18 protein-coding genes and 1 tRNA gene are annotated in these 24,139 nt (G+C 52.2%); all 19 read left to right on the forward strand.

Annotation, left to right across the window (positions count from 1 at the left end):
- Positions 1–400: 400 nt before the first annotated feature.
- Positions 401–1,675 (forward strand): methionine adenosyltransferase, encoded by a 1,275-nt coding sequence (gene metK / locus ST42_RS02050; protein ID WP_044072086.1) that lies wholly within the window; start codon positions 401–403, stop codon positions 1,673–1,675.
- Between the two features lie 235 nt (positions 1,676–1,910).
- Positions 1,911–2,939, forward strand: a complete 1,029-nt coding sequence (locus tag ST42_RS02055) for a DUF4271 domain-containing protein (RefSeq protein ID WP_022317028.1) — start codon at positions 1,911–1,913, stop codon at positions 2,937–2,939.
- Positions 2,940–2,946: 7 nt separating this feature from the next.
- Complete coding sequence (locus tag ST42_RS02060; RefSeq protein ID WP_022317027.1) at positions 2,947–3,699, forward strand: uroporphyrinogen-III synthase; 753 nt, start codon at positions 2,947–2,949, stop codon at positions 3,697–3,699.
- 14 nt (positions 3,700–3,713) lie between these two features.
- On the forward strand, positions 3,714–4,184 hold the full coding sequence (rnpA, locus tag ST42_RS02065; protein WP_082026233.1) for a ribonuclease P protein component: 471 nt from the start codon (positions 3,714–3,716) through the stop codon (positions 4,182–4,184).
- A gap of 6 nt (positions 4,185–4,190) precedes the next feature.
- Positions 4,191–4,433, forward strand: coding sequence for a membrane protein insertion efficiency factor YidD (gene yidD, locus ST42_RS02070; protein ID WP_022317025.1), 243 nt, complete (start codon positions 4,191–4,193; stop codon positions 4,431–4,433).
- A gap of 48 nt (positions 4,434–4,481) precedes the next feature.
- A complete protein-coding gene (gene tyrS / locus ST42_RS02075) occupies positions 4,482–5,780 on the forward strand; it encodes a tyrosine--tRNA ligase (protein ID WP_044065228.1) in 1,299 nt (432 codons plus the stop codon).
- 180 nt (positions 5,781–5,960) lie between these two features.
- Positions 5,961–6,031: transfer RNA gene (locus ST42_RS02080), tRNA-Gln, on the forward strand.
- A 609-nt stretch (positions 6,032–6,640) separates the two neighbouring features.
- Positions 6,641–8,842 carry a ribonuclease R gene (rnr, locus tag ST42_RS02085; RefSeq protein ID WP_044072088.1) on the forward strand — a complete coding sequence of 734 codons (2,202 nt, stop codon included), beginning with the start codon at positions 6,641–6,643 and terminating at the stop codon, positions 8,840–8,842.
- Positions 8,843–9,068: 226 nt separating this feature from the next.
- Entirely contained in the window at positions 9,069–9,947 is an 879-nt protein-coding gene (locus ST42_RS02090; RefSeq protein WP_262503192.1) for a transketolase, read from the forward strand.
- Positions 9,948–9,968: 21 nt separating this feature from the next.
- Positions 9,969–10,895, forward strand: a complete 927-nt coding sequence (locus ST42_RS02095) for a transketolase family protein (RefSeq protein WP_042520306.1) — start codon at positions 9,969–9,971, stop codon at positions 10,893–10,895.
- An 8-nt stretch (positions 10,896–10,903) separates the two neighbouring features.
- Complete coding sequence (gene glpK, locus ST42_RS02100) at positions 10,904–12,391, forward strand: glycerol kinase GlpK (RefSeq protein ID WP_044072165.1); 1,488 nt, start codon at positions 10,904–10,906, stop codon at positions 12,389–12,391.
- Positions 12,392–12,439: 48 nt separating this feature from the next.
- A complete protein-coding gene (locus tag ST42_RS02105; protein WP_022316326.1) occupies positions 12,440–13,867 on the forward strand; it encodes an L-fucose/L-arabinose isomerase family protein in 1,428 nt (475 codons plus the stop codon).
- Between the two features lie 257 nt (positions 13,868–14,124).
- Complete coding sequence (rpoN, locus tag ST42_RS02110; protein ID WP_044072090.1) at positions 14,125–15,717, forward strand: RNA polymerase factor sigma-54; 1,593 nt, start codon at positions 14,125–14,127, stop codon at positions 15,715–15,717.
- A complete protein-coding gene (locus tag ST42_RS02115) occupies positions 15,714–16,331 on the forward strand; it encodes a hypothetical protein (protein WP_042520304.1) in 618 nt (205 codons plus the stop codon). The genes rpoN and ST42_RS02115 overlap by 4 nt, the downstream gene beginning before the upstream one ends.
- 124 nt (positions 16,332–16,455) lie before the next feature.
- The gene (gene purE / locus ST42_RS02120; protein ID WP_042520303.1) at positions 16,456–16,965 is read left to right on the forward strand and encodes a 5-(carboxyamino)imidazole ribonucleotide mutase; all 510 of its coding nucleotides are present in this window, start codon (positions 16,456–16,458) and stop codon (positions 16,963–16,965) included.
- A 48-nt stretch (positions 16,966–17,013) separates the two neighbouring features.
- Entirely contained in the window at positions 17,014–18,951 is a 1,938-nt protein-coding gene (locus tag ST42_RS02125) for a 4-hydroxy-3-methylbut-2-en-1-yl diphosphate synthase (RefSeq protein ID WP_082028551.1), read from the forward strand.
- A gap of 78 nt (positions 18,952–19,029) precedes the next feature.
- Positions 19,030–20,538: a GH3 auxin-responsive promoter family protein gene (locus ST42_RS02130; RefSeq protein WP_044072091.1), complete on the forward strand. Its 1,509-nt coding sequence runs from the start codon at positions 19,030–19,032 to the stop codon at positions 20,536–20,538.
- A gap of 99 nt (positions 20,539–20,637) precedes the next feature.
- The gene (locus ST42_RS02135) at positions 20,638–22,704 is read left to right on the forward strand and encodes an Ig-like domain-containing protein (RefSeq protein ID WP_231556876.1); all 2,067 of its coding nucleotides are present in this window, start codon (positions 20,638–20,640) and stop codon (positions 22,702–22,704) included.
- Positions 22,705–22,746: 42 nt separating this feature from the next.
- Positions 22,747–23,562, forward strand: a complete 816-nt coding sequence (locus ST42_RS02140) for a DUF3108 domain-containing protein (RefSeq protein ID WP_042520302.1) — start codon at positions 22,747–22,749, stop codon at positions 23,560–23,562.
- The last annotated feature ends 577 nt before the right edge of the window (positions 23,563–24,139 follow it).

A 24,139-nucleotide genomic window follows, 5' to 3' on the forward strand; every position in this document is an offset into this window, starting at 1 on the left:
GACAGACCGATTCTACCTTTTTACAACAAAGGTACGAAACTGTCTTTAGCAATCATAGTTTTACCTTGATTATTTTGGAGTTTATGCGACTTCGTCGCAATCTTCTGCAAACTTAGAGGTCATTAGGGCTTGCTTGGATTTTGTTTTTTTTAGAAATTAGAAAAGTGTATTTTGTTTGGCTTTAATCAGTTTTTTGCATTACCTTTTAATAAGGTAAGCTGCATCTCGGTAATTAAAATAAATAAATTTATTTTGCATTACTCTCAATTTAAATAAAAACTTTGCACTCGGAAATGTGAATAAATTCCCATTTCTCTCGTTTAATCAGTTTTTTGCATTACCTTTGCAAATTCATTGCATATAGGCAATATATTCAACTATTTTTTTAATTTAAATCATTATGTCATATCTATTTACATCCGAATCAGTTTCTGAGGGACACCCAGACAAAGTGTCTGACCAGATTTCAGACGCATTGCTCGATCAGTTCCTCGCATACGACACCAAAGCGCATTGCGCGATAGAGACATTCTGTACTACAGGTCAGGTGGTAATCATGGGAGAGGTTCGCTCCGAAGAATACGTTGACCTGCAAACAATCGCCCGCAAGACGATAAAGAAAATTGGATACACCAAGTCGGAATACCAGTTCGACGGTGACTCATGCGGTGTGCTCACTGCCATACACGAGCAGAGCGACGACATCAACCGCGGAGTGAGCCGTGAGGAGGACTTCGACCAGGGTGCCGGCGACCAGGGAATGATGTTCGGCTACGCCACAAACGAGACCGACAACTACATGCCTGTATCGCTCGACCTGGCACAGCTCATCATGCGAACACTTGCCGACATCCGCAGAGAGGGAAAGGTGATGACCTATCTCAGACCCGACTCAAAGAGCCAGGTGACAGTGGAATATTCCGATGACAACATACCTCAGCGCATTGATACCATCGTGGTGTCTACACAGCACGACGACTTCATCAAGAATGCCGACGGTACCGACAACGACGAGGCTATGCTCCAGAAAATCCGCGAGGACGTGATAAACATCCTCATACCGAGAGTGAAGGAGCAGATTGGAGAGAAAGTGCTCAGGCTCTTCAACGGCGACATCAAGTATTTCGTAAACCCGACAGGAAAGTTCGTGATCGGTGGACCTCACGGCGACACCGGACTGACCGGCCGCAAGATAATCGTTGACACATACGGCGGAAAGGGAGCACACGGCGGAGGCGCCTTCTCAGGAAAAGACTCCAGCAAGGTGGACCGTTCGGCTGCCTATGCCACACGTCATATCGCCAAGAACATGGTGGCAGCGGGAGTTGCCGACGAGATGCTCGTGCAGGTGAGCTACGCCATCGGTGTGGCAGAGCCGGTAAGCGTATACGTGAACACCTACGGCAGAGGCCATGTGGAGATGAGCGACGGAGAGATAGCAAAGAAAATCAGCGAGATGTTCGACCTGCGGCCGAAGGCTATAGAGCAGCAGCTGAAGCTCCGTCAGCCTATGTATCTTGAGACGGCAGCCTACGGACACATGGGACGCAAGCCGGAGACAGTGAAGAAGACCTTCACCAGCCGCTATCATGAAACGAAGACTATCGACGTGGAGCTCTTCACATGGGAGAAGCTCGACCTCGTGGACAAGATAAAGAAAGAATTCGGTCTTTAATCCCAAAGGTGGCAGAATGACCGTTAGGGTTTAACCACAAAACGGCAAGATGACCGTTCGGGAGTCTTAGATTGAAAAAACGTGGCAAGTGGAAAGCTTGCCGAACAGCAGACGAGTTGGCAAGATCCTCTCCTGACCTCCCTTTGAAGGGAGAGACTGTCAAGTCACAGGAAAACACCTTGTCAACTCGTTTCCTTGTCAATTCGGCAGGGAGAAAAAAAGAGAGTAATAGACAATGCTACAGACAGACTCAACAGAAACGAAACATAGTCAGCAACATGGTGTGCAGCTCATTGAGCAGCATCATGAGGAGATGCGCCAGCCATATCAGGTGTTGCATGAGCTGCCCCGCGATGCCACTCCGGCACAGCAGGACTCAGCTTTGCAGACGGTGTATGGCGCACAGCCACGTGTTCAGGAGGCGGTGCCGCTCGACTCCACCAGTCTGCTCAACCGTGCCAATGCCATCGGCAAGCTGGAGAACGTGGAACTGCCGCAATACTACAAGCAGAACTTCTTCTCCACCGATTCACTGTGGCATCCGGAGCTCAACGGCGGCCGCTACGGCATTGCCGGCGACCCCGTGCCCTATACCATACGCGGCGACAACATGATTACGGCACTGTTGCTCTGCTGCTTCATCCTCGCCTTCGTGGCATTCTCAAAGTCGAGATGGTTCATAATGAGGCAGACCAAGCAGTTCTTCAGAACAGAGCGCAGCGGCACTACGGTGATGACGGAGACGACAAACGAATTCCGTTTCCAGTTCTTCCTCGCTGCGCAGACCAGTCTGCTGCTGTCGCTCGTTGCCTTCTTCTATGCCCAGGAGCGCAATTCCGACACCTTCCTCGTCTCGTCGCAGTATCAGTTGATAGCGATGTTCTTCGGCGTCTTCGCCGGGTATTTCATGCTCAAGTCCATACTGTATACTATGGTCAACTGGGTGTTCTTCACCGCCCGGCAGAATGCGTCATGGATGAAGTCGTTCCTTTTCACCACCTCCGTCGAGGGAGTGGTGATGTTCCCCGTGGTAGTGTCGCAGGCATATTTCGGACTGTCGATGAAACACACCATCCTCTATGTGGGAGCCGTTGTGGTGTTGTCGCGATTACTGTCATTATACAAGTGCTTTTTAATCTTTTTCAGACAGAAAGGCGTTTATCTGCAAATAATTTTGTACTTTTGCGCCCTTGAAATAATACCGCTTCTTGCGCTCTGCGGCACGTTGTCGGTTTTGATAAGTTATTTGAATGTAAATTTTTAAGGCATCGATGATTAAGAAGATTTTAGTTTCTCAACCCAAACCTACTAGCGACAAGTCACCTTATTATAGGATTGCAGAAGATTTTGGAGTAGAGCTGGTATTTAGACCATTCATAAAGGTGGAAGGACTCTCTTCGAAAGAATTCCGCCAGCAGAAGATAAGCATCACGAGCTTCACTGCCGTGGTATTCACGTCTCGCCATGCGATAGACAACTTCTTCAAGATTGCTCAGGAGATGCGTTTTGAAATCCCTGACACGATGAAATATTTCTGTGTCACTGAGACCATTTCATTATATATCCAGAAATACGTGCAGTACCGCAAGCGTAAGGTGTTCTTCGGCAGCACCGGCAAGATCGACGACCTCGTGCCGCTGATGATGAAGCACAAGCAGGAGAAATACCTCGTGCCGCTGAGCGACGTTCACGACAACTCCGTGAAGAAGCTCCTCGACACAAAGGGACTCCAGCATACCGAATGCGTGATGTACCGCACGGTGTGCAACGACCTCACCGAAGAGGAAGTGAAGAACTTCGACTACGACATGTGTGTATTCTTCAGCCCGTCAGGTGTGGCAGCATACAAGAAGGCATTCCCGGATGGATGCGGAGCGGCACCTATGAAGGCAGCCACCTTCGGTCCTGCAACTGCCAAGGCAGCCCACGACGCCGGACTCGACGTGCAGGTGGAAGCACCATCAGAGAAATATCCTTCGATGACGAGCGCTCTGCGCCGATTCCTCATCGACCAGGAAGACTAATATAACACCCCTTGATGACTCTCCCGACCAGGAACACCCTAAGCAAGAGTGAGCGCCTGCACGGCAGGAATGCCGTGGAGCAGCTGTTCCAGAAAGCGAAAAGAAGCTCTATGGTTGTCTTTCCGCTTAGGGCGGTATATACCCTCACCACAGAAGAGGAACAGCAGGGCGAAGCTGCAGTGAGAGTGCTTGTCAGTGTTTCGAAGAAGCATTTCAAGAGAGCCGTGAAGCGCAATCGCGCCAAGAGGCAGGTGCGCGAGGCTTACCGCAAGAACAAGCATGCTCTCGCCGACATCATCGCCGGTATGCCGGGCACAGGACTCTCCATCGCCTTCGTGTGGCTCTCGGATGAGCCGCAGCCGTCTGGCGAAGTGGAGGCATCTATGGTAGCGTTGCTCAGCAGGATAGGGGAGAAGGCGCATCGCATCTACGACAACAGCAGGAAAGCGGAGACCCACAATCTCACGGATCAGGAACAACCGTAAGGCTCTATGGGCAAGATAGTGAAGTTTATCTCCAAAGCCCTCGTATGGCTGCTGTGCCTGCCGATACTGTTCTATCAGCGGTGCATATCCCCGTTTACGCCGCCATCATGCCGCTTCACACCCACATGCTCCGAATATGCCCGTGAGGCAATAGTGAAACACGGACCGATAAAAGGACTGTATCTCGCCATCCGGCGCATTCTGAGATGTCATCCCTGGGGAGGCAGCGGTTACGACCCCGTGCCGTAGGGGGGGGATGGGAAAGTCTGGTACTTAAAGAAATAAAACATTAACGATATGAAAAAGAACTTTGTTGAAGAACTTAAATGGCGCGGTATGCTGGCTCAGATGATGCCAGGCGCCGAGGAGTTGCTGCAGAAGGAGATGGTAACCGCATATCTCGGTACCGACCCTACGGCTGACTCACTGCACATCGGACACCTTTGTGGAATCATGATGCTCCGCCACCTTCAGCGTTGCGGACACAAGCCTATCATCCTCGTCGGCGGTGCCACAGGAATGATCGGTGACCCATCTGGCAAGAGCCAGGAGCGCAACCTGCTCGACGACAAGACTCTCTACCATAACCAGGAGGCAATCAAGAAGCAGGTGAGCAAGTTCCTCGACTTTGAGGGCACCGAGCCTAACAAGGCAGAGCTGGTGAACAACTACGACTGGATGAAGAACTTCACCTTCCTCGACTTTGCCCGTGAGGTGGGCAAGCATATCACCGTGAACTATATGATGGCAAAGGAGAGCGTGCAGCAGCGTCTCAACGGTACGGCCCGCGACGGTCTCTCGTTCACAGAGTTCACATACCAGCTGCTTCAGGGATACGACTTCCTGTATCTCTACCAGCACTACAACTGCAAGATGCAGCTCGGCGGCAACGACCAGTGGGGCAACATGACCACCGGTACGGAGCTTATCCGCCGCACTCTCGGCAACGATGTGGAGACTTATGCCCTCACCTGTCCGCTCATCACCAAGGCCGACGGCAAGAAGTTCGGAAAGACAGAGAGCGGAAATATCTGGCTCGACCCTAAGCGCACTTCTCCATACAAGTTCTATCAGTTCTGGCTCAATGTCAGCGACGACGATGCGGAGCGCTACATCAAGATATTCACAAGTCTCGATAAGGAGACCATCGACGCTCTCGTAGAGGAGCACAAGCAGGATCCGGGCAGACGCATCCTCCAGAAGCGCCTTGCTGAGGAGACCACGGTGATGGTACACTCCAAAGAGGCTCTCGACGCTGCCATCGAGGCGTCAAACATCCTCTTCGGAAAGTCTACAAAGGAGTCGCTGCTGAAGCTCGACGAGCAGACATTCCTCGACATCTTCGAGGGTGTGCCACAGTTTGAGGTAAACCGCGACGTGCTCGGACAGCCGGCAGTAGAGATTTTCACACAGGCAGCTCCAGTATTCGCCAGCAAGGGCGAGATGCGTAAGCTCGTGCAGGGTGGAGGAGTATCTCTCAACAAGGAGAAACTTGCGGCTTTCGACCGTCCTGTGACAGAAGACGACCTTATCGACGGTAAGTATCTGCTCGTGCAGCGCGGCAAGAAGAATTATTATCTCCTCATCCTCAAATAAGGATTACAACGTTCTTTCAACAAGGCGCTTGGCATGGGGATAAAATTCCTCGGTGATAATTTTTGGAATAGGCAAAAAAATATAGATAGCAAAATTTGGTAATGGTATAAAAAAACATTACCTTTGCAACGCATTAGACTTGGGAAACGGTGGTTTCTCAAAACAAAAAGATGATTTGATTGTCCTATGGTGTAATGGTAGCACTACAGTTTTTGGTTCTGTCAGTGGTGGTTCGAGTCCGCCTGGGACAACGGGGAGCGGCGAGCGAAGTGATTCGGTCGCCGTTTTTGTATGCTTTTGGCAAGAGTAATCTCTTGTCTTTTATGAGCCTCTTTTACCTGTATTCAATTCGCAATAGCTCACCATTACTCATTGTCCCCAAATCGGTCATTAGGGCTTGCTTGAATTTTGTTTTTTAGAAGAGTGGATTTTGTTTGGTTCTTGATTAGTAATAGCGAGCTATTGCGAATTAAAAGCAAGCAAAAGACGCCTTGAAAAGACAAAAGACTGCAAGTAGTTGTAAAACATTACATTGAACGGACTAATGACTGATTTGGGTTACACGACAAGTTGTATCTATATCAAGAATCTATACCAGAAAAGTTTCCCCTCCCCGTTACCGATTACTAAAAAAACGTAACAAAGGCTTTACAATTATCCGGTTTTATAGACATCGAAAGAATATTTTTTGTAACTTCGCAAAAAGAACAATGCATACCCCAATGATACGCGTCACTCCCCGAAATGCAGGAAGCAGTGATGAAAACAATATTTGCCGCTTGATGATTGTCAGGGAGGATGGATGAAAGCGTGTCGGATTGTTTTTTTTGATGATATTTGTAATATAAAACTTTACTATTATGGCAAAAGGTGGAAAAGGAAGAAAACGACTTAACAAGAAGCAGATTATAGATAAGCTCCAGGACTTCTTCTTGGAGAATCCCGAAAAGCAATATAGTTTCAAGGAAATATTCCGTGCGCTCCGTCTCGACACGCATCCCGCAAAGATGCTCGCCGTTGACGTGATGGAGGAAATGGCATGGGACGACTTCCTCGTCAGGAAAGGCGAAAGCGCCTATCAGCTCAACCAGAACGGACAGGTGCAGGAAGGCACCTTCCAGCGCAAGGCGAACGGCAAGAACACCATCGTTCCCGACGACGGTGCAGCCCCGATATTCGTGGCAGAGCGCAACTCCATGTTCGCCCTCACCGGCGACAAGGTGCAGTTCACCATCATGGCGCGCCGCAAGAACCACATCCGCGAAGCAATGGTGACAAAGATACTGCAGAGAGCCAAAGATACCTTCGTGGGCAAGCTCAGAGTGGAGAGAGACTTCGCCTTCCTCGTGTCAGACGGCAATATCTTCGTAAACGACGTCATAATCCCCAAGCGCAAGCTGAAGGGCGGAAAGACCAACGACAAGGCAGTGGTGAAGATCACCCAGTGGCCATCCAAGGAGAACAAGAGCATGATAGGCGAAGTGGTTGACGTGCTCGGCGAGACCGGCGACAACGATGTGGAGATGAACTCCATACTCGCTCAATACGGTCTGCCATACAAATATCCGAAGGCAGTGGAAGACGCTGCCAACAAGATAGACCCTACGATAACCGAGCAGGACTACAAGGAGAGAGAAGACTTCCGCGACGTCACCACCTTCACCATCGACCCACACGACGCCAAGGACTTCGACGACGCCCTCTCTATCCGCGAACTGTCGAAAGGCTTATGGGAAGTAGGAGTACATATCGCTGACGTGTCGCATTACGTCACCGAGGGGTCTATAATCGACAAGGAGGCAGTGAAGCGAGCCACAAGTATATACCTCGTAGACCGCACCATACCTATGCTGCCGGAGCGACTCTGCAACTTCATCTGTTCGCTGCGCCCCGACGAGGAGAAGCTCACATACAGCGTGATATTCGACATGAACGAAGAGGGAGAGGTGTTGCGCTGGCGGCTCCATCACTGCGTGATAAAGAGCAACCGCCGCTTCTGCTACGAGGAAGTGCAGAAAATCCTTGAAGACAATGGAGTGGTGGACGGAACAGGACAGCCAGCACCGCCACCAGCCAAGGGAAAGACATATCAGGGAGAGTATGCCACGGAGCTCATAATGCTCGACCGCATAGCCAAGAAGCTGCGTGCCGCAAGGTTCAAACACGGTTCGGTGAAGTTCGACCGTGAGGAGCTGCGCTTCGACATCGACGAAAAGGGCAAGCCGACACGCTGCTACTTCAAGATAGCCAAAGACGCCAACAAACTCGTGGAGGAGTTCATGCTCCTCGCCAACCGCACCGTGGCAGAGAGCGTAGGAAAGGTGGCGAAGGGAAAGAAGCCGAAGACATTGCCATACCGTATCCACGACCAGCCCGACCCAACGAAGCTGGAGACTTTGAGACAGTTTGTGGTGAAGTTCGGCTATAAGGTGAAGACCGACGGCACGAAGGGTGCCATCACAAAGAGTCTCAACACTCTGCTCGACGAATGCGCCGGCAAGAAGGAGCAGAAGGTGATAGAAACCGTGGCGCTGAGAGCCATGATGAAGGCAAAATACAGCATCCACAACATCGGCCACTACGGACTCGCCTTCGAGTATTACACCCACTTCACCAGTCCTATCCGCCGCTATCCCGACACTATGGTGCATCGCCTGCTCACACGCTATCAGGCAGGAGGACGCAGTGCCAACAAGGAGCACTACGAGGAACTGTGTGAACACTCCAGCGACATGGAGCAGATAGCACAGAACGCCGAGCGCGACAGTATAAAATACAAGATGGTGGAGTTTATGTCAGACAAGATAGGCAACACCTACGATGCCCACATCAGCGGACTCACCTCCTATGGCATCTATTGCGAAATCGACGAGAACCACTGCGAGGGAATGGTGTCGCTGAGAGACCTGAAGGACGACTACTACGATTTCGACGAGCGCAACTACTGTCTCATAGGCCGTCGCCACCACAACAGGTATCAGCTTGGCGACCCGATACGTGTGCAGGTGGCAAAGGCAAACCTGGAGAAGAAACAGCTCGACTTCGGAATCGCTGACGAGTAGACAGCTGCTACGCTCAGGATAAACTATTGATAATCATATCGTCATTGGCAACCGGTACTCTTCCGTCATGAGAGAGTACAGGTTGCCAATTACTGTATCATAATGAGGCAGATACCGTTGCCTCCGCATCATTCCCAACCGATATCAGCCGGCAGTATCAAACAAAATATCTCAAAAAATATGAGGCTCAAATCATACCAAGTTATTTTTTCACCGTCACTAAGGCATTACAAAAGAGTCCCATCCGCGTCTTGTATATAAAAAGAACAAAAAGAAGAAGATGGAAACAAAAGAACTCATAAAACAAGCCGAGATAAACCGCAGAAGGCTTATCGAAGTGGTCTACAATGCCAAGGCCGGACACATCGGCGGCGACCTGTCATGTCTCAATGTTATGACAGCACTCTATTTCGATATCATGAACGTCAGTCCAGCCGACGTGAAGAATCCCGACCGCGACCGTTTCGTTCTCAGTAAAGGACATTGCGTGGAAGCACTCTATGTCACCCTTGAGGCAAAGGGATTCCTGAAGAAGGAAATCACCGACACGCTCGGAAAGTTCGGTTCCATACTCAGCGGACACCCCACCATTGAAGTGCCGGGCATCGAAGTGAACACAGGAGCGCTGGGTCACGGACTCTCTATCGGAGTGGGTATGGCACTGGCTGCCAAGATGGACAAGAGAGACTACAAGACCTTTGTGATGATGGGCGACGGCGAGCAGGGCGAAGGCTCTATCTATGAGGCTGCCATGGCAGGACATCAGTATAAGCTCGACAACCTGGTGGCTATCATCGACCGCAACCATCTGCAGATAAGCGGCAACACCGAAGACGTGATGGCTATAGAAGACATCGCGGCACGCTGGACAGCCTTCGGATGGGACGTGAAACGCATGGACGGTGACGACATGGAAGACATCATGAAGACTTTTGCCGCCATCGACTATACCAACCACAAGCCACATCTCCTGATATCAAACACCACTAAGGGAAAGGGAGTGTCGTATATGGAGAATGTGGCAAAATGGCATCACGGTATGCCGAGCGAGGAACAGTATCGCCAGGCACTCAGCGAGATAGACGAAAGAATAAAGAACCTTTAATACACACATTGATATAGAACTATGATAGCTTGTAGAAAGAGTTTTACTGACACTTTGCTTGAATTGGCAAAGCAGGACAAGGATATTATTGCTGTAACGACAGACGCACGCGGTTCGGTGACGCTCAACGACTTCGCCGACCAGCTGCCGGAGCAGTTCGTTGAATGTGGTATCGCTGAGCAAGACGCCGTGGGAATAGCAGCCGGTCTGGCACACAGCGGAAAGAAGGTATTTGCCTGCGGTCCGGCATGCTTCTATGTGGCACGCAGTCTGGAACAGGTGAAAGTAGACCTTGCATACAGTGAGAATCCGGTGAAGATACTTGGCGTGAGCGGAGGAGTGGCATACGGAGCACTCGGAGCCACACACCACAGTCTGCACGACATCGCGGCATTGCGCACATTCCCGGGAATGAACATCGTGTTGCCATGCGACGCGCGCCAGACACGCAAGCTGGTGAAGCTGCTCGTGGATTTCCCACATCCTGTATACGTGAGAGTGGGACGTGCGGCAGTGCCCGACGTATATGAGAACGACGACTTCGACTTCCAGCTCGGCAAGGCAAACATGCTGCTCGACGGTAAAGACCTCACCATCATAGGATGCGGCGAGACCGTATACCACGCCCTTCAGGCAGGAAAGATGCTGAAGGAGCAGGGCATCAGTGCCCGTGTGCTCGACATGTCGTCGCTGAAACCTTTTGATGCCGAAGCCATCCGCAAGGCGGCAGAGGAGACAGGACGCATCATAACAGTGGAGGAGCACAGCCAGTTCGGCGGCCTCGGAGCCATCGTCACAGAGACGCTTTCGGAGAATCCGGTGCCCGTGCGCATCCTCGGCATACCAGACGAGAATGTGGTTCACGGTACCAACAAGGAGATTTTCGCCCACTACGGACTCGATGCCGACGGCATAGTGAAGGCAGCCAACGACTTTCTCAAGAAATGACAAGACAAATGGGTGATTATATCATAGCCATAGACCAGAGCACATCGGCAACAAAGGCGATGCTCTTCAATGACAGATGCGAGATGCTTCAGCGTGTCAACGTGGAGCACCACCAGTATTATCCCAAGGCTGGATGGGTGGAACACGACGCCGAAGAGATTTACGCCAATGTGATAGCTGCCGTGAAGCAGCTGATGAAGGATGCCGACATGGAGGCAAGCTACTCCATGGCAATCACCAACCAGAGGGAGACCGTGGTGGTGTGGGACAAGACCACCGGACATCCAGTATGCAATGCCGTGGTCTGGCAGTGCATGCGTGGCGTGGACATCTGCAACGAACTGAAGGCGCAGGGCTACGGACCGATGGTGATGGAGAAGAGCGGACTGCTCATCGACCCCTATTTCTCGGCGAGCGGAGTGAAATGGATTCTCGACAATGTGGAAGGTGCGAGAGAAAAGGCAGACCGTGGCGAACTGCTCATGGGAACGATGGACTCCTGGCTGATATGGAAACTCACCGGCGGGAAACGCCATGTCACCGACTATACCAACGCATCACGCACGATGCTGATGAATATACATACGCTGCAGTGGGACGACGACCTGCTAAGACTCTTCGGTATCCCTCGCAGCATGATGCCGGAACTGTTGCCATGCGACGGCGTGTTCGGCGATACTGTGGTGGAAGGATTCTTCCTGCAGCCTGTTGCCATTGCCGGAGTGCTCGGCGACTCCCATGGAGCGCTGGCAGGACAGATGTGTTTCGAGGCAGGACTCGGAAAGGCAACCTACGGCACTGGGTCGTCGGTGATGGTGAACATCGGCGAGAAGGCGGCGCCAGCCCCCGACGGACTCGTCACCTCTATCGGATTTGCCGCCCTCGGAAAGGTGTTCTATGCCTTTGAGGGAAACATACACAGTACGGGAGCCACACTGAAATGGCTGCAGGAACAGCTCAAGATGATTGACTCGCCAGCCGACGTGGAGCCTGAGGCGCTGTCGGTGGCAGACAATGGCGGCGTGTATTTCGTGCCGGCGTTTGCCGGACTCGGCGCACCATGGTGGAACGACAAGGTGAGGGCTGCTGTGATGGGTATGACGCTCGCCACTACGAGAGCGCATTTCCTGCGTGCTGCCCTGGAGTCAATAGCATATCAGGTGAACGACCTCGTGAAGGCGATGACGGTGAAGGCTGGCATAGACCTGAAGGAGATTCGTGTGGACGGAGGACCGACCAAGAACAGGTTCCTGATGCAGTTTCAGGCAGACTGTCTGAGAGTGCCGGTAAACTGTTCCGACGTTGAAGAGGCATCGGCATTGGGAGCCGTTGTCATGAACGGACTCTCTCGCGGCGTATGGAAGAGTTTCGATGAGGTGGCACGGTTGCGCCGCAGCCGATGGACCGTATGTTCGCAGGACAACGAAGCTTGGATGGAGAAGAACATAGAGGGATGGCACAAGGCTGTGAGACAGCTCATCAATTCTCCCGAATGAAATAAACCTTCTACATGTAAAAAATAAGAAACAAAAGACAAGAACATTATGAAGAAGAACAAAAAACAGTGTTTCGGTGTCATCATCGGCACACGTGCATATTTCAACTCTGAGCTTGCCAGAGACGTGCGCAAGCAGTTGCTGAAGACTTTGGACGCCGAGGGCTACGACTATGTGATACTCCCTGAAGATGCCACTCCTACGGGAAGCAGCAGCATAGAGACAAGAGAGGACGGACTGAAATGTGCGGAGCTGTTCCGCCAGAACCGTGACCGCATCGACGGCATCATCGTGTCGTTGCCTAACTTCGGTTTCGAGATCGGCATCATAAACGCAATCAGTGTTGCCGACCTGCATGTGCCGGTTCTTGTGCAGGCTTGCGACGACGAGAACGACAAGGTGGACCTCGACAGCCGTAGAGACGCATTCTGCGGAAAAATTTCAGTATGCAACAACCTCTACCAGTATGGCATCCCATTCACAGACACCACTCTGCATACATACTCAATATATTCCGACCTGTTGGCAAAAGATATCAACCGCTTCGCTGCCGTATGCCGCGTGGTGAACGGACTGAAGCATGCCCGCATCGGTCAGATAGGAACTCGTCCGCTGGGCTTCAACACCTGTCGTGCGAGTGAGAAACTGCTGCAGGCATCGGGCATCACTGTGGTGCCGGCAGACTTGAGCGAGATTCTATATGCCGCAGAGGCGATAGAAGACAGCGACACCGACCTGCTCCGCCAGATGGAGAAGGTGGCAGGATATGCCGAGGTGCCTGAATCATACAGGGAGAAACTGCGTCTGCAGTGCAAGTTCGGCGTTGCCGTAAACCGTTGGGTAGAGGCAAACCAGGTGGATGCCGTGGCGATACAGTGTTGGGACTCGCTGGAGCAGAACTTCGGTTGTGCTGCCTGCGTCACCATGAGTATGCTCAGCGAGGCTGGCATACCGGCAGCCTGTGAGACCGACATTGCCGGTGCCGTGTCTATGCTCGCATTGACGCTGGCATCCAAAGAACCGTCGGCAATCGCCGACTGGAACAACAACTTTGCAGAAAACCGCAACAAGTGTGTATGCACCCATTGCGGAAACTTCCCTAAATCGTTCATCGGCAACGACAACCTGCGCCTTGGCCCGCTTGGCGTGCTCGGCCGCACGCTCGGCAAGATTAACACTTTCGGTGCCGTTTACGCCAAGGTGAGCGCCGGCGACTTCACCTTCTTCCGTATCTCTACCGACGATACAAAGGGAATGATAAAGGCATACGTGGGAGAGGGAAAGATGACCGACGATCCATACGGCATGGATGGCTGCATCGTTGTCACCGAGGTGCCTGAACTGCAGAAGCTGATGAAGTATATCTGCAAGAACGGTTTCGAACACCATGTGGCACTCGTGCGTGCTGATGTGGCAGGTGTCATCGAGGAGGCTCTCGACAGCTATCTCGGCTGGGACCTTTATGTGCATGAATAACACATACACACTGCAATAATAAATACATTTTTCATAGATGATTAAAAACGAAGAGGGGATGTTCCATGTGAATGGCGCATCCCTTCGCCTTTTTTCACATGTCTGGTAGAATGTCTGGATATTATGACCATTTGCCGCTTATTTGTGCATAAAAGTAAACCGGGTTATTCCATTTCGGATAATTAAAACACTCTATAACGCAATTTTAAAGATAGACTGATGATAATAACGAATAAAATACTTAATTTTGCACCGTTATGTCACAGAAGCTAATTCAAAGTCAGGAGCAGAAGACTGTTCAGGTGCAGCGACTCACGCAGCAGCAGATGCTTGCGGTGAAGATGCTGGAGATGCCGCTTACCGAACTGGAGCAGAGCATACAGGCAGAGATTGACGATAATCCCGCCATGGAAAGCTCTTCGCCGGATGATGCGGCATTTGCCGGAGATTCTGAAATGGAGTCTGCCGACACTTCGGCGTTTGCCACCAATGAAACCCCGTCTGCCGGTAATGAAGCGTCAGCATCCGCCGGCGACAGCGACGACACCGTAGACGAGGCATCCGCGGCTTTCGATGCGGCGACAGAAAGGGAGGAGAGGGCTTCGGCACTCGACGACGCACTGTCGAACATCGGTATGGACGACCGTATGCCAGATGCCGACTATCCGTCATACTACGGCAATGCCGACTCTGCCGACTATGAGGAGATGGTATATGGCGAGCAGGCTTCTTTCTACGACAAACTGAAGGAGCAGATGGTTGACGTAGACCTCGACGACCGTCAGAGGGAGATAATGGAATATGTGATAGGGTCGCTCGATGGTGACGGACTGCTGAGGAAGTCTGCCGACAGCATTTCAGACGAGCTTGCCATCTATCATAACATATACTGCACGGAGGAGGATGTTAAGAACGTCATCACCCTGCTGCAGACTTTCGATCCTGCCGGCATAGGAGCTTCCGACCTGCGCGAATGCCTGCTGCTGCAGATCAGAAGGCGGCCCGACACTGAAATCACACGACTGATGCTAAAGGTCATTGACAAGTATTTCGATGAGTTCATGAACAAGCATTGGGACAAGATTGTGAAGCAGCTGAACATTCCCCCCACTACCGCCGACACGGTGTATTCAGAACTCCTCCGCTTGAATCCCAAGCCGGGGGCATCGCTCGGCGAGACCGAAGGCAGAAACATGCAGCAGATAACGCCAGACTTCATAGTGGATACCGCCGACGACGGCACCGTGACATTCTCCATCAACAGCGGCCATGTGCCAAACCTGTATGTCTCGCCCTCGTTCACCGAACTGCTCAAGGGCTACAAGGCAAACAAGGCGTCGATGTCGCGACGCGACAAGGAGGCGCTGCTCTATGCCAAGGAGAAAGTGGAACGCGCACAGGGATTCATCGACGCCGTGAAGCAGAGGCAGCACACCATGTATGTCACCATGAAGGCGATAATCGACATACAGCGCAAATACTTCCAGGACGGCGACGAGAGCGACATGAAACCCATGATACTCAAGGATGTGGCAGACCGCACGGGTCTCGACATATCCACGATATCGAGAGTGAGCAACATGAAGTATGCTCAGACACGCTGGGGTACGTTCAAGCTCCGCCATTTCTTCAGCGACGGAATAAAGACAGAGGACGGCGAGGAGCTGTCCACACGCAAGATAAAATTGGCATTGAGGGAGGTAATCGACGGGGAAGACAAGTCGAAACCCTATTCAGACGACGCCCTCACGAAGGTACTCGCCCAAAAAGGCTGTCCGGTAGCACGGCGAACGATAGCGAAATACAGGGAACAATTGGGAATACCGGTAGCAAGACTCAGAAAGAAATGAATGTAAGAAACATCATAAGGCTGGCAAAAGGGGTGAGCCTCTTTTCCTCGCCGTTCTATCTGCCCGTCATAGGGTTGGCTGTTCTGTTCACGTTCAGCTATCTCAACCGCATGCCCTTGGGATACAAGCTCTTCGTGCTTTTCATAGCCTACATCTTCACGATACTGTTGCCGGTATCGCTCATCAAGCTATACCATCGCTACCACGGATGGACACTCTTCGAACTTGGTGCCAGGGAGCAGCGTGTGATACCCTATCTCGTGTCGATACTCTGCTATTTCTTGTGCTATTACGTCATGATTTTCTATCATGTGCCGCATCTGATGGGCAGCATTGTGGTGGCGGCGCTTGTGGTGCAGATAGTATGTGCCATAGTGAACATGTGGTGGAAGATTTCCGTACACATGGCGGCGATGGGGGCAATGGCAGGAGCCTTGGCGGCATTCGGATTCAAGTTCATGTTCAATCCCGTGTGGTGGCTCTGCGGACAGTTCCTGCTCTCGGGCATGGTGGGCAGTGCGAGGATGATTCTCCGCCAGCACAATCTCCGCCAGCTCTACATCGGCTTCATAGTGGGAGTGTTGGTGGGATTCTTCACGGTGATATTCGTATGACACGCCTCAGTCTCTTTCTGAGGCAGAGTCTTTGATGCACCAGCAGCATTTCTCATCCGACGCTGTTCTCATGGGGATGTCTGGAAAATAAATTTGATAAGGACAACGATAAAAACATAAAGATATGAAACCATTAGTAAGTATTATAATGGGCAGCACCAGCGATCTGCCTGTGATGGAAAAAGCGATGAAGTTCCTGGATGATATGGAAGTGCCTTTCGAGGTCAATGCCCTCTCTGCACACCGCACTCCGGATGCCGTGGAGAAATTTGCCAAGGAAGCGGCAGGACGCGGACTGAAGGTCATCATCGCCGGTGCCGGAATGGCTGCCGCACTGCCGGGAGTCATCGCAGCATCAACCACACTTCCGGTTATCGGAGTGCCTATCAAGGGTAGTGCCTTCGACGGTATGGACGCCATGCTCAGCATCATACAGATGCCTCCTGGCATACCTGTTGCCACGGTGGGAGTGAATGGTGCGATGAATGCCGCCATCCTTGCCGTAGAGATAATGGCTCTTGCCGACGCTTCTCTCGCAGAGAAGATGAAGAACTACAAGGATGGTCTGGGTGCCAAGATAGAGAAGGCAAACAAGGATCTTGCCGAGGTGAAATATAACTTCAAGACTAATTGATTTTCCCGTTTCGGGTCTAACTCCGAATCGTTAAAATTCATAATCCCAATGGATATAAAGAATAATCATAGCCATAATCCCCATGCATGTGCAGGAGTAGGATGTGACACTGACGGATGGAGCGGTCTTTTCAACTACTCCCGCCGTGAAGCCCATGAGGTGAATGTCGGCGACACACCGCTTGGTGGCGACAATCCCATCCGTGTGCAGTCTATGACCACCACTCCCACTGCCGACACCGAGGCATGTGTGGATCAGGCAAAACGTATCATTGAGGCTGGCGGAGAATACGTGCGTCTCACCACTCAGGGAGTGAGAGAGGCAGAGAATCTCAAGAACATCAACGCCCGTCTCCGTGAGGAGGGCATCACTACGCCGCTCGTTGCCGACGTGCATTTCAATCCTCATGTAGCCGATGTAGCGGCGCTGTATGCAGAGAAGGTGCGTGTAAATCCCGGAAACTATGTTGACCCGGCGCGCACATTCAAGAAACTGGAATATACCGACGAGGAATATGCCGAGGAACTGAAGAAGATAGAGAAGCAGTTCGTGCCGTTTCTCAATATCTGCCGTGAGCACCACACTGCCGTGCGCATCGGAGTGAACCACGGTTCGCTCTCCGACCGCATCATGTCTCGCTATGGCGACACACCGGCAGGCATCGTGGAGAGCTGCATGGAGTTTCTGCGCATCTGCAAGCGTGAAGACTTCAAGGATGTAGTGATCTCCATCAAGGCGAGCAACACGGTGGTAATGGTGGAGTCTGTACGCTTGTTGGTTGACACCATGCGCCGTGAGCAGATGGACTATCCGCTGCATCTGGGAGTGACAGAGGCTGGCGAAGGCGAGGATGGAAGGATAAAGAGTGCCGTGGGTATCGGAGCGCTGCTCGCCGACGGTATCGGCGACACCATACGTGTATCGCTCAGCGAGGAGCCGGAGGCTGAGATTCCTGTAGCCCGTCATCTCGTGGACTATATCACGAAGCGTGCCGGCCATACTCTCATCCCAGGCCGGGTATACGACAAGTTCAACTGGGTATCTCCTGAGCGCCGCACCACGGTTCCCGTGGAGAATATCGGCGGCGACAACCTGCCTGTGGTGATAAGCAGCAGAATCCATGGCGATGAGGCTCCGGCTGCAAATGCCAACCCCGACCTCACCCCCGACTATCTATATATGGGAGCGAAACTCCCGGAGAACAAGGTGGAAGGTCAGAAGTATATCGTTGACTTCAATGTCTACGCACAGATTTCAGAGGAGCAGCGCCACAACGTGTTCCCGATATTCCCATACAATGCCATCCCGTTCCTGAGCGGAGTGGAAGCGCCGCTCAAGTTCCTTGTGTTGCCATACGGAGCGCCGAGCGCCGAATATATCCCATGCCTGAAGGCGCATCCGGAGATTGTCGTCATCAGCGTGAGCAACAATGTGAACCGCCTTGGCGAGCAGCGTGCTCTCGTGCATGAACTTATGACTGAGGGCGTAGCAAATCCAGTGGTGTTCTGCCAGATGTATTCCCACAGTCAGGAGGAGAAAGGCGACTTCCAGCTTGAGGCTGCAGCCGACATGGGCGCTCTGATGTTCGACGGACTCACCGACGGTGTGTGGCTCATGAACAACGGTACTCTCTCTGATGCCGACATCGACGCCACGGCATTCGGAATTCTCCAGGCAGCCCGCCTGCGCACCACCAAGACGGAGTATATCTCTTGTCCCGGTTGCGGAAGGACTCTCTACGACCTTCGTGCCACCATCGCCCGCATCAAGGAGGCTACAAAAGACATGAAGGGACTGAAGATCGGCATCATGGGATGCATCGTGAACGGTCCCGGCGAGATGGCAGATGCCGACTACGGTTATGTGGGAGCCGGCAGGGGCAAGATTTCCCTGTATCGCCGCAAGGAGTGTGTGGAGAAGAATATACCCGAAGAAGAGGCAGTGGAGAAGCTCCTGCAGCTTATCAGAAGCGACATAAAGGAATAATGCGATGATGCTTTCCTTTTTGCGGGAGGGCGACAACTCTTCCCGCATGCCTCAAACGACAACTATATACAGATTATAATGAGTTTAACAAAGATAATACGAGGAGCGTTCGTCTCCCGTCAGAAGGAGATAGAGCGATACGACAAGGAGGCAGAGGCACTGCAGATGGAAGTGCTCCACTATCTCATGAGCAATGCCAAGCACACCGAGTATGGACGCAAGTATTCCTTCGGAGCCGTAGGCTCATACTCTGATTACGCCAGTCATGTTCCGGTGAACACCTACGAGGAACTCAAGGGTTACATCGACCGTATGCGCCACGGCGAGTGCGACCTGTTGTGGAAAGGAAGCGTGAAATGGTATGCCAAATCCTCTGGCACCACCAACGACAAGAGCAAGTTCATACCCGTTAGCCACGACGGTCTGCAGCATGTGCATTATGCCGGAGGCAAGGATGCCGTGGCTCTGTATCTGCGCAACAATCCCGACAGCCGCCTCTTCGACGGCAAGAGCCTTATCCTTGGCGGAAGCCACTCGCCCAACTATGGCGTGGCAGACTCGCTTGTGGGCGACCTCAGTGCTATCCTCATAGAGAACATCAATCCGCTTGCCAACCTCGTACGTGTGCCCAAGAAAGCCACGGCTCTCCTTTCTGACTTCGAGATAAAGCGTGACCGAATAGCCAGGGAGACGATAAACAAGAATGTGACGAACATCAGCGGTGTGCCGTCGTGGATGCTCTCCGTACTCACCAGAGTGATGGAGCTCACCGGCAAGAAGCATCTTGAGGAGGTGTGGCCGAATCTTGAGGTGTTCTTCCATGGCGGTGTGGCGTTCACTCCATACCGCAAGCAGTATGAACAGCTCATCACCTCGCCAAACATGCACTATATGGAGACATACAATGCCAGCGAGGGATTCTTCGGACTGCAAGACGACCCTGCCGACAAGTCGATGCTCCTGATGATAGACTATGGTGTGTTCTATGAATTCATCCCTATGGACGAGTTCGACAAGGATAATCCTACCGTCGTGCCGCTCTGGGGAGTGGAGACAAACAAGAACTATGCGATGCTCATCTCCACCTCGTGCGGACTGTGGAGATATGTCATCGGCGACACCGTGAGCTTCACGTCCACAAATCCATACAAGTTTGTCATCACCGGCCGCACCAAGCATTTCATCAATGCCTTCGGTGAGGAGCTCATCGTTGACAATGCGGAGAAGGGACTCGCATACGCCTGTGAGCAGACAGGAGCCGAGGTGCTGGAATATACCGCCGCTCCGGTATTTATGGACGACAATGCCAAATGCCGCCATCAGTGGCTGATAGAATTCTCCAAGGAGCCTGCCGACCTCGACAAGTTCACGGAGCTGCTCGACAAGAAGCTGCAGGAGATAAACAGCGACTACGAGGCGAAACGCTACAAGAACATCACGCTGCAGCATCTGGAGATAGTGAAGGCGCGCAAAGACCTTTTCAACGACTGGCTCAAGTCGAAGGGAAAGCTCGGCGGACAGCATAAGGTGCCGCGCCTGAGCAACAGCCGCAAGCACATCGACGAACTGCTGAAGATGAACGGCTGACGCATGCTCCGCCTTCCACAGGCATGGCATCTTCGGGATGAAGACAAGACCTATGTGGCAGCGGCGCAATGAGCACAAACAATGACACATATTATATATATGATATACAGAAGAGCAAACGACTTTTTGAGAAATACCATTCTGCATTCCTTCTCTCTTGAGAAACAGGGATGGCTGCCGGCATGCCTGGTCTTGCTGACCATCACTTCGCTGCTCTCGTCTTGTGCAAAGATGGGACAGCCCGACGGAGGATGGTTCGACGAGATGCCTCCACGCATCATCGGCTGCACTCCGGCCGACAAGGGAGTGGGGGTGAAGGCGAAGAAAATATCCATCCTCTTCGATGAGTTCATCCAGGTGGACAATCCCACGGAGAAGGTGGTGGTGTCGCCGCCACAGCTCGAAACGCCGGAGATAAAGGGTGCCGGAAAGAAGATTGTGGTGGAACTGAAAGACTCGCTGAAGCCCAACACCACCTATACCATCGACTTCTCTGATGCCATCTCCGACATGAACGAGGGCAATCCTCTGGGCAACTACACCTACAGTTTCTCCACCAGCGACCACATCGACACGCTTGAGGTGGCAGGAAACGTGGTCAACGCCCAGAATCTGGAACCGGTGAAGGGTATCCTCGTGGGACTCTATGCCGTTGGCGATGAGGCTCTCACCGAGGGCAACTTGCTGAAGGGCTATAATGCCGCCGCCGACGGAAAGTCGCTCGACCCCTTTCTCTCGCAGCCTCTGCTCCGCGTTTCGCGCACCGACAGTCGCGGACGTTTCGTGGTGCGTGGCGTGGCTCCCGGCAGATACCGGGTGGTGGCGCTGCAGGATGCCGACGGCAACTACTTCTTCAGTCAGAAGAGCGAGATGATAGCCTTCTCGGATGATGTGATAGAACCGAAATTCACTGGGGCGGTACGCCAGGACACCATCTGGCGCGACTCCCTGCATATCGACTCCATCCGTTCCGTGGGATATACGCGGTTCATCCCCGACGACATCGTGCTGAGGGCATTCACAGAGACACAGACCGACCGCTTCTTCCTAAAGGTGGAGCGCAAGGACCCTCGTCTCTTCACCGTATTCTTCAGCGGCGGTGATGCAAACCTGCCTGTGGTGAAGGGACTGAACTTCAACAGCGACGATGCTTTCATAGTGGAACATTCGCTGCTGAACGATACCGTGAGCTATTGGCTGCGCGACACGGCGCTCGTAAACCAGGACACGCTGACTCTGCAACTATCGTATATGGCTACTGATACGCTCGGAAATCTCTCCCTCACCACCGACACGCTGGATGTGCTCTCCAAGGTGTCGTATGAAAAGCGGCAGAAAGACCGTGAGCGGAAATATGAGGAATGGAAAAAGCAGCAGGACAAGGCGAAGAAGCGTGGCAAGGAATATCAGGAGCAGATGCCTATCGAACTGCTGGAACCTAAATACAATGTTGCCACATATCTCGACCCGGACAGGAACATCACCGTGGAGATGCCTACGCCGTTGGCACGCATCGACACCTCGATGATTCATCTCTATGCCCGTCACGACACGCTGTGGTATCGCTCCAAGTTCATTTTCAGAGAGCGGAAGAAGGTGGCGCGCTCGTATGAGCTGATAGGGGAGTGGAGACCAGGCGTGGAATACAGTCTGGAAATCGACTCCACTGCATTCGTTGACATCTACGGAGCGCCTTCGCCGGAATACAAACAGGGATTCAAGGTGAAGCCGGAAGACGAATACGGCACGCTGCTCGTCAATATCAGCGCTCCTGACGACACGCTGCCAATGGTGGCACAGCTGCTCGACGCCAACGACAAACCGGTGAAGGCGGTGGCTGTGAGTGGCGGAGTGGCTGAATTCTTCTATGTCAACCCCGGCACGTATTATCTGAGGATGTTCACAGACACCAACGGCAACGGCGAATGGGACACGGGGTCTTATGTCGACGGCAGGCAGGCTGAGGCTACATACTATTATCCGGAGAGTATAGAATGCAAGGCGAAATGGGACATCACGCTGTCGTGGACTCCCGACTCCCGTGATGCTGCCCACCAGAAACCGTATGCCATCACCAAGCAGAAGCCGGAACAGGACAAGACCATCAAGCGCCGCAACGCTGAAAGGGCTAAGAAGCTCGGCATCAGCTACGACGGCAGACAGTGAGTGGAATCTTGATAGACACAACTTATTAACAACATTATCATCATGAAAAGATTTCGTCGAATAATGATAGTCGTGGCAATGGTCATGGCATCATGCACAATGGCATCGGCGCAGTGCTCGTTTCGCAACACAGCATTCAAGTCGGGCGAGTTCCTGTCATACAACCTCTACTACAACTGGAAATTCGTATGGGTAAAGGCCGGCACCGCCAGTATGTATACCGTAGAGAGCACATACAAGGGAAAGAGTGCCTATAGGTCGAGCCTCACCACAAGGGGCAACAACAAGGTAGACAATATGTTCGTGCTTCGCGACACGCTGCTCTGCTACTCTTCAAAGGAACTCGAACCGCTGTATTTCAGAAAGGGAGCACGTGAAGGAAAGCGGTATACCGTGGACGAGGTGTTCTACTCCTATCCCGGCGGCAAACCGCATCTGCGCTGCCATCGTCAGCGCAACGACGGTTCTCACTTATGGAAGAACCTCACTCCCGGCAATTGTGTGTTCGACATGATGAACATCTTCATGAGGGCACGCTCCTTCAGTTCGGCAAATTGGAAGAAGGGTCATGTCGTAGACTTCCCTATTGCCGACGGCAAGGGCACCACACCGGCTCGTCTGCGTTTCAACGGTACTACAAAGGTGAAGGCAGACAACGGCAAGAAATACCGCTGCGTGGAGCTCTCGTATCTGGAGTATGAGGACAGGAAATGGAAGGAGATAGTGCGCTTCTACGTCACCGACGACCAGAACCACGTGCCTATCCGTCTCGACATGTTCCTCAAGTTCGGCAGTGCGAAAGCATTCCTCACCAGCATGAAGGGTGTGAGAAACCCCATCTCTTCGCTTGTGAAATGACAGGCTGAAGATGCCTTGTACTGACATACAGGCGATAATCAGACAGCTAAGAGTAATCGTCCCTCCCCTACGGGGGAGGTTAGGTGGGGGCTGAAGTTATAGACAAAGTAGACAGTCTATACCTTGCTGATGTCATAGGCAGTGTTTCTTCGGTTATTGTCATTAGCCCCCTCTCGTTCTCCCCCGTTGGACAACCCATCCTAGCCTTCCCAAAGGGAAGGAACAAGTTACTCAGTATATTACCATCAGCCCCCCACCTAGCCTCCCCCGAAGGGGAGGGACAGTTACTATTACTATTGATAACCCTTTGATAATCTGATAACTACAAACGATAATCATGCAGCCAATGGTATCTGTCCCTCCCCTACGGGGGAGGCTAGGTGGGGGCTGATGTCAGTATTCTGAGTAACTTATCCCTTCCCTTTGGGAAGGTTAGGATGGGTTATCTTTCGGGGGAGGCTAGGTGGGGGCTGATGTGTTTAAATTTTTGTCCATCGCCGCAGGTGGATGGACGCATTATTCTCACTGATATATTTATTCTGCATTTTCATCTGAAAAAAGCATGGGTATTGTCTAT

Origin of the sequence: Prevotella pectinovora, from assembly GCF_000834015.1 — a bacterium.
Classification (GTDB): Bacteria; Bacteroidota; Bacteroidia; order Bacteroidales; family Bacteroidaceae; genus Prevotella; species Prevotella pectinovora.

Bases quoted from the DNA above. Each gene is read 5' to 3' on its own strand.
- ST42_RS02060 (WP_022317027.1), top strand. From the start codon at position 2,947: ATGATTAAGAAGATTTTAGTTTCTCAACCCAAACCTACTAGCGACAAG.
- rnr (WP_044072088.1), top strand. From the start codon at position 6,641: ATGGCAAAAGGTGGAAAAGGAAGAAAACGACTTAACAAGAAGCAGATT.
- ST42_RS02115 (WP_042520304.1), top strand. From the start codon at position 15,714: ATGAATGTAAGAAACATCATAAGGCTGGCAAAAGGGGTGAGCCTCTTT.
- ST42_RS02095 (WP_042520306.1), top strand. From the start codon at position 9,969: ATGATAGCTTGTAGAAAGAGTTTTACTGACACTTTGCTTGAATTGGCA.
- metK (WP_044072086.1), top strand. From the start codon at position 401: ATGTCATATCTATTTACATCCGAATCAGTTTCTGAGGGACACCCAGAC.
- glpK (WP_044072165.1), top strand. From the start codon at position 10,904: ATGGGTGATTATATCATAGCCATAGACCAGAGCACATCGGCAACAAAG.
- ST42_RS02055 (WP_022317028.1), top strand. From the start codon at position 1,911: ATGCTACAGACAGACTCAACAGAAACGAAACATAGTCAGCAACATGGT.
- rnpA (WP_082026233.1), top strand. From the start codon at position 3,714: ATGACTCTCCCGACCAGGAACACCCTAAGCAAGAGTGAGCGCCTGCAC.
- tyrS (WP_044065228.1), top strand. From the start codon at position 4,482: ATGAAAAAGAACTTTGTTGAAGAACTTAAATGGCGCGGTATGCTGGCT.
- ST42_RS02140 (WP_042520302.1), top strand. From the start codon at position 22,747: ATGAAAAGATTTCGTCGAATAATGATAGTCGTGGCAATGGTCATGGCA.
- ST42_RS02135 (WP_231556876.1), top strand. From the start codon at position 20,638: ATGATATACAGAAGAGCAAACGACTTTTTGAGAAATACCATTCTGCAT.
- yidD (WP_022317025.1), top strand. From the start codon at position 4,191: ATGGGCAAGATAGTGAAGTTTATCTCCAAAGCCCTCGTATGGCTGCTG.
- ST42_RS02130 (WP_044072091.1), top strand. From the start codon at position 19,030: ATGAGTTTAACAAAGATAATACGAGGAGCGTTCGTCTCCCGTCAGAAG.
- ST42_RS02105 (WP_022316326.1), top strand. From the start codon at position 12,440: ATGAAGAAGAACAAAAAACAGTGTTTCGGTGTCATCATCGGCACACGT.
- rpoN (WP_044072090.1), top strand. From the start codon at position 14,125: ATGTCACAGAAGCTAATTCAAAGTCAGGAGCAGAAGACTGTTCAGGTG.
- ST42_RS02125 (WP_082028551.1), top strand. From the start codon at position 17,014: ATGGATATAAAGAATAATCATAGCCATAATCCCCATGCATGTGCAGGA.
- purE (WP_042520303.1), top strand. From the start codon at position 16,456: ATGAAACCATTAGTAAGTATTATAATGGGCAGCACCAGCGATCTGCCT.